General features: G+C 60.4%; 7 protein-coding genes. 5 read left to right on the forward strand and 2 right to left on the reverse strand.

Going from position 1 to position 5,627, the window contains the following annotated elements:
• Positions 1-430, forward strand: a 430-nt coding sequence (locus HA630_RS08850; RefSeq protein WP_208300043.1) for a hypothetical protein, incomplete at its 5' end; no start/stop codon positions are given.
• Between the two features lie 6 nt (positions 431-436).
• On the opposite strand, the gene HA630_RS08855 is transcribed toward HA630_RS08850, so the two are convergent.
• Positions 437-751, reverse strand: coding sequence for a BON domain-containing protein (locus HA630_RS08855; protein WP_166834154.1), 315 nt, complete (start codon positions 749-751; stop codon positions 437-439).
• Positions 752-840: 89 nt separating this feature from the next.
• Complete coding sequence (locus HA630_RS08860; RefSeq protein ID WP_166834156.1) at positions 841-2,316, reverse strand: RNB domain-containing ribonuclease; 1,476 nt, start codon at positions 2,314-2,316, stop codon at positions 841-843.
• 131 nt (positions 2,317-2,447) lie between these two features.
• Here HA630_RS08860 and HA630_RS08865 point away from each other — a divergent pair, with 131 nt between their 5' ends.
• From HA630_RS08865 to HA630_RS08880, 4 genes are all read left to right on the forward strand, one after another.
• Entirely contained in the window at positions 2,448-2,657 is a 210-nt protein-coding gene (locus tag HA630_RS08865) for a hypothetical protein (RefSeq protein WP_166834158.1), read from the forward strand.
• A 34-nt stretch (positions 2,658-2,691) separates the two neighbouring features.
• Complete coding sequence (locus HA630_RS08870) at positions 2,692-2,874, forward strand: hypothetical protein (RefSeq protein WP_166834160.1); 183 nt, start codon at positions 2,692-2,694, stop codon at positions 2,872-2,874.
• Positions 2,875-3,184: 310 nt separating this feature from the next.
• Positions 3,185-4,516: a Na+/H+ antiporter NhaA gene (nhaA, locus tag HA630_RS08875; protein WP_166834162.1), complete on the forward strand. Its 1,332-nt coding sequence runs from the start codon at positions 3,185-3,187 to the stop codon at positions 4,514-4,516.
• 118 nt (positions 4,517-4,634) lie between these two features.
• Positions 4,635-5,573: an IS5 family transposase gene (locus HA630_RS08880; protein ID WP_166833507.1), complete on the forward strand. Its 939-nt coding sequence runs from the start codon at positions 4,635-4,637 to the stop codon at positions 5,571-5,573.
• Positions 5,574-5,627: the final 54 nt, after the last annotated feature.

A 5,627-nucleotide genomic window follows, 5' to 3' on the forward strand; every position in this document is an offset into this window, starting at 1 on the left:
CAAAGAACTGCCCAAACACGCTGCCTTGGCATTGCTGGTTCATCTGGACCAGCCGCCCGCCAACCTGGCGAAGCTGAACATGGTTGAACAGGCGATACGCGCGCATTTCGAGGCATCAACGCAGTCAACACAGGCACAGCTGCGCGACCTTTTCAAGCGTGGGCGCACCAGTCTGATGATCGGTCTCGCATTCCTGTCTGCGTCCATTGGCGTGAGCCAATGGCTCGGCAACATTTCTGGCGCCAGTCTTCACGCCATGCAGATTCTTCAGCAGAGTGTCGTCATTGGCGGTTGGGTCGCCATGTGGCGCCCGATGGAGATTTTTCTGTACGACTGGTGGCCTGTGGCAGCGCGCATCCGCCTGCTACGTCGGCTTTCAGGACTCAAGGTAAGGGTAAGCGTGCGTAGCGCAGATCAACCTAGCGTTTGACAGACCTTAGGGACGAACGGCGATGTAGTTGATGACGCTTTTGGCACCGGGGGTTGCGCGTGCAATCGCCTCGGCGCGGGCTTTTTCTTCGTTGCTCTTGGCGAAGCCGGACAGCTGGACAGAACCACGTAGCGTCTCAACGCTGATGGACAGCGCGCTCACCACCTTGTCTTCAGCAAACCTGGCCTTGACGCGGGTGGTGACAGTGGCGTCGTCAACGTACTCTCCAACGGTGGACTGGTCACGCGATACGGCGCAGCCTGCGAGTGTGAAACCCATCACGCACGACAAGACCCAAGCACCCAGCGAATGACGGTTCATGGCGTTCTCCTTGAGACAACAAGCGGTCTGTCATTACACGCCTTTCTTCCAGCGCTGGCAACCAAGGCCGCCGCACGGGTGAAAGCAAGTCATCTGTGTGCCAAGACGAAGTCAATGAACCCGCGTTCCACCGAAGTGGAAACCAGCTTGACCTGTACCAATTCACCCAGATGGATGGCGGTGGTGACGCCTCGGATTCTTCCCTCCGCAGGCGGCTCGAAGATGCGCACCCAGACCCCCTTGTCGCCCGCCCCGGTGACCACACCGGCAAAGACCTGCCCGATGTGGGAGTGCAGCAGCAAGGCGGCCTCGGACTTCCGAACCTGCCGCTCCACCTTTTGCGCCGCGTCTTCCTGGGTGGTGCAGTGGCTCGCCAGCTCCCCCAGTTCTTCGTCTGTGTACGCCGGGGGTGCGTCGGCCAAGGCCGCCTTCAACAATCTTTGGGTGATCAGGTCCGGGAAACGCCGGTTGGGTGCGGTGGAATGCATGTAGTCCTGCACCGCCAGGCCAAAGTGGCCAATCGCTGGCGCGCCGGGCCGTTCGAGCGCATATTCGCCCGACCCCATGAGCTTGACAATCACCAGCGACAGATCGGGAAAGCGCAAGGGGTCGGCACGGTGTTGTTGTGCCAGGAAAGCCTCCAGGGCCTTGCCATCCGGCTGCCGAGGCAGGCTCGTGCCGTACTGGTGTGCAACCTCAACAATACGCTGCCACCGTTCCGGAGACCGAACCACCCGCCGCAACGAGGCCATGCCTCTGTCAGCCAGGAACCGGGCGGTACAGCCGTTGGTGGCGATCATGAATTCTTCGATCAACTGCCGGGCGCGGTTTTGCGGTTGTTGCCGTATCGCGGTGATGCGCTCGCCTTGAAACAGCGCCCTGGGCTGGAAGGTTTCAAACTCCAGCGAGCCCTGCGCGCGGCGCAACACCCTCAGTTTCTGGGCCAGGTCGTCTTGCCAACGCAGTTGCGAGCTCAGGCCCTCAACGCGGCGGGCAGGCTCAGGCAACTCGCCTTCACCCTCGATCCAAGCCGACACCGCGTCGTACGCGAGCTGTGCCTTGTTGCGCACCATGGCCCGGTAGATGGAGGAACTGGTCAAGATGCCGTCATCGCTGAACAGCATCTCAACGACAACGGCCAACCGGTCTTGTTGGGGGTTCAGCGAGGTCAGGTCGGTGCACAGGCGCTCGGGCAACATCGGAAAGATCCGCGCCGAGGTGTACACCGAAGTCGTGTTGTGGCGCGCGTGCGCATCGACCGGCGTGCCCTTTTTGACCAAGGCATCGACATCCGCAATGGCGACGAACAACCGCATCTCCCGATGCTTCACTGCTTCTATGGCGGTCAGTTGATCCAGGTCCCGGGAGTCGTCATTGTCGATAGAGCACCACGGCAGGCCGCTCAGATCCCGGATACGGGAATCCTTCTCCATCGCTGGACTGCTCAGTCGTGCCAATTGTTTGTGAACGTCGCTGTGGAACTCCGGCTCCAGGCCCCGGCTGAACATGGCCCACGAGGCGATCGTGGCCAGGCTGGTGCGGTGATTGGACAACGCTTGGCGCATGGTGTGTTCTCCGGCGGTGAACTTGCATTCTGCGCCTGTGGTGGGCTGCTGAGTTTGCATGTGCCCAACATTTGATGTACGGTGTATTCGGACGACGCCGTCGTCCCGCCCCATCAGCCCAGGAGTTTTTCATGAGCAAGAACCAAAGCCCCGCAGACAAGCAGGAACCCCACACGGGCAAGGTGTCCAACGACACCAACAAACAAGGTGAGCAAGACGCAACGCAACTGAATCAGGGACACCGCACGCCGCAGAGCCGCAGTGATCGTGAAAGTCAAGTCGGGGGAGGCAACCAGTCGCAGTCCCGCCGAGGTACCGTGGGTGGTGATCACGGCCGTTAAGCCTCGTTCAGTTTTCTACAACCAGGGTATTCAGATGGCCACCACAAACAATGCGCCGGTTGACACTTCTTCGCCCCCCCAGCATCAGACTGAAGAGATGTTGTCTGCGATGGAAGGAAAGTTGGATAACCTGGAAAAAAAGCTGGACCAAGTCATTGAACTTCTGAGGCAGCTCACCATGCAGGGCGATCAAAAGAAGCGCATTCCTTGGGAGTGAATCTGTTTTTAGGCCAGCAAGATGCACTGCGATAACTGTAAGTTCTGGAATCCCAAAGACGCCGTTTCGGAGCATGGTGTCGGGCTGTGCCACAGGTTTCCGCCACAGCCATTGCCCGCATGGCCAGATGTTTCAAGTGCCAGGTACAACCCGGCGGCATGGGCCTTCCCCATCACGGCCCCTACCAGTTGGTGTGGTGAGTTCGCTCCCAAGTCAGAGGAAATCGCGGATTGAACATGCCCTGACTCGCGCGCACTGCAGAGTCACACTGCAGCCAGCACCTTGATGATGGGGAGTAATCCCGTTGCCCATGGCTCATCTCCCCCCCTCATCACCTGATGCTGTCGATTTACCCCGGGGATTCATCGACCGCCTGGCCCATCCGTTCATCCGCTTCCTGCACATCGAGGCGGCAGGAGGAGCGGTTTTGCTCTTGTTCACCGTCGTGGCCGTGGCCCTGTCTAACTCGCCGTGGGCCGATGCGTTTCTTGGGTTGTGGGACATCCAGCTCGGGCTGCGCATAGGCCCTGTTGAATTCGGCCGCTCTCTGCGTGGCTGGATCAACGACGGGCTCATGACCTTGTTCTTTTTCCTCGTCGCACTGGAACTCAAGCGCGAGATCGTTCTTGGGGAGATGCGCAACCCCCGCATGGCAGCGCTCTCAGTTGCAGGTGCCCTGGGTGGCATGATTGCGCCAGCGGCAATCTACCTTGGCTTGCAATGGGGAGATTCCGGCCAGCATGGCTGGGGCATAGTGATGGCCACGGACACCGCCTTTGTCGTGGCGTGCCTGACACTGCTTGGCTCTCGCGTCCCGCACAGCCTGCGCGTCTTCATGCTTTTTCTGGCTATCGTGGACGACATTGGCGCCATGCTGGTGGTCGCCATCGGGTACAGCCACCAGATGGACTGGCGCATGCTGGCATTGGCTGCGCTATGTATAGCGGTGCTGCGCGTGCTGGCGGTCGTTGGGTTACGCAGCCTGCCGGTCTATTTCTGCATCGGATGCCTCACCTGGTTGGCGGTCGATGCCTCGGGGCTCCACGCCACAGTCACGGGCGTGGTACTGGGTCTGATGACACCCGCCAGACGCTGGGTGAGCGACAGTAGGCTCTATTCCATCCTCAGCCAGGTCATCGCCCACCCGGCTGGCACCCAGGGCAGCGAGCACACCCGCGACCGTGAAACCCTGCAGATTGCCGAGATTGCCGCACGCGAATCCCTTTCCCCCGTTGAGCGCCTGGAAATGATGCTGCACCCATGGGTGAGCTTCGGCGTCATGCCTGCCTTCGCTCTCGCCAATGCTGGTTTGGTGCTGAGTTGGGACAGCGCCTTCCAGCCCATCACTTTTGCGGTGTTCCTTGGCTTCACCGTTGGCAAGCCTGCAGGCATCTTGTTGCTGAGTTGGCTCGCACTGCGTTCCGGTGTGGCTGTCCGCTCGCCTGAGCTGAGTTGGGGCAGCTTGGCAGGCGGCAGCTTGCTCGCAGGTATCGGCTTCACGATGGCTCTGTTCATTGCCAGTCTTGCGCTGGGGGACGAATTGATGGACAGCGCGAAGATCGGGATCTTCATGGCATCGGTATTTTCTGGAGCAGCTGGTATGGCACTTTTGAGACTGCTGCCCACTGCCAAAACGTTGTGAGGATACTGGTCATGGCTGTAAATCCACCATGAACATGGCCATTAAGCCATGTTCAGTTTTCTACATCCAGAGGGCTCTGTTGCACAAATCCACCCCAATCAGCTGCTAGGCTCGCAGCATGAGTGAGAGCAAGCGCCCCAGGGGCAAGTACAAGACGACGAACTGGGCCAGCTACAACGCCTCACTCAAGGCACGCGGGTCACTGACGGTCTGGTTGGACAAAGGCATGCAGTGGTACGCCCCAGCCACCGGCAAGCGGGGTCGCCAACCCATCTTCTCCGATGCCGCCATCCAGTTCTGCCTGAGCATCAAGAGCCTCTTCAGCTTGCCCCTGCGCCAGAGCCTGGGAATGGTTGAAAGCCTGCTGCGACTGGCCGGTCTGGACTGGAAGGTGCCGGACTTCAGCACCGTGTGCCGACGTCAGAAGCACCTGAGCGTCAAGCTGCCCTACCGACCGAGCACCACCGCGTTGGACCTGTTGGTCGACAGCACCGGCATCAAGTTCCTGGGTGAAGGTGAATGGAAGCGCAAGAAGCATGGGGCGGACTATCGGCGCCAGTGGCGCAAGGTGCACCTGGCCATTGATGCCCACACACTGGATATCCGGGCCATCGAAGTCACCGACAACGGCACGGGTGACGCACCCATGCTGCCTGAACTGCTCAGCCAGATACCCGCAGATGAGCCGATTGCCAGCGTGGGCGGTGACGGAGCCTACGACACCAAGGCGTGTCATGCGGCGATAGCCAGACGCAACGCCCAGGCCATCATTCCCCCACGCAAGAACGCCCGGGCGTGGAAGAACAACCAGACGGGGGCCGCTTCACGCAACGAAGCCTTGCGAGCGTGCCAACGGCTGGGACGACGAATCTGGAAGAAGTGGATTGGTTACCACCGGCGCAGCCTGGTGGAGACGAAGATGAACTGCTTCAAGCGGCTGGGCGAGCGGGTGATGGCCAGGACGTTTGAGCGTCAGGTGACGGAGTTGCACATCCGTGTGGCCCTGCTCAACCGGTTCAGCCAACTCGGACGCCCGGTGACGGTGGCCGTGGCCTAAGTCCGTCTGGGGTTGGGGTTACTGCGTTCGCCCGGGCCTTTGTGCAACAACGCC

It is taken from the genome of Aquabacterium sp. A08 (genome assembly GCF_011742065.1).

Coding starts and splice junctions, on each gene's coding strand:
- HA630_RS08870 (WP_166834160.1), top strand. CDS start 2,692: ATGGCCACCACAAACAATGCGCCGGTTGACACTTCTTCGCCCCCCCAG.
- nhaA (WP_166834162.1), top strand. CDS start 3,185: ATGGCTCATCTCCCCCCCTCATCACCTGATGCTGTCGATTTACCCCGG.
- HA630_RS08855 (WP_166834154.1), bottom strand. CDS start 751: ATGAACCGTCATTCGCTGGGTGCTTGGGTCTTGTCGTGCGTGATGGGT.
- HA630_RS08860 (WP_166834156.1), bottom strand. CDS start 2,316: ATGCGCCAAGCGTTGTCCAATCACCGCACCAGCCTGGCCACGATCGCC.
- HA630_RS08880 (WP_166833507.1), top strand. CDS start 4,635: ATGAGTGAGAGCAAGCGCCCCAGGGGCAAGTACAAGACGACGAACTGG.
- HA630_RS08865 (WP_166834158.1), top strand. CDS start 2,448: ATGAGCAAGAACCAAAGCCCCGCAGACAAGCAGGAACCCCACACGGGC.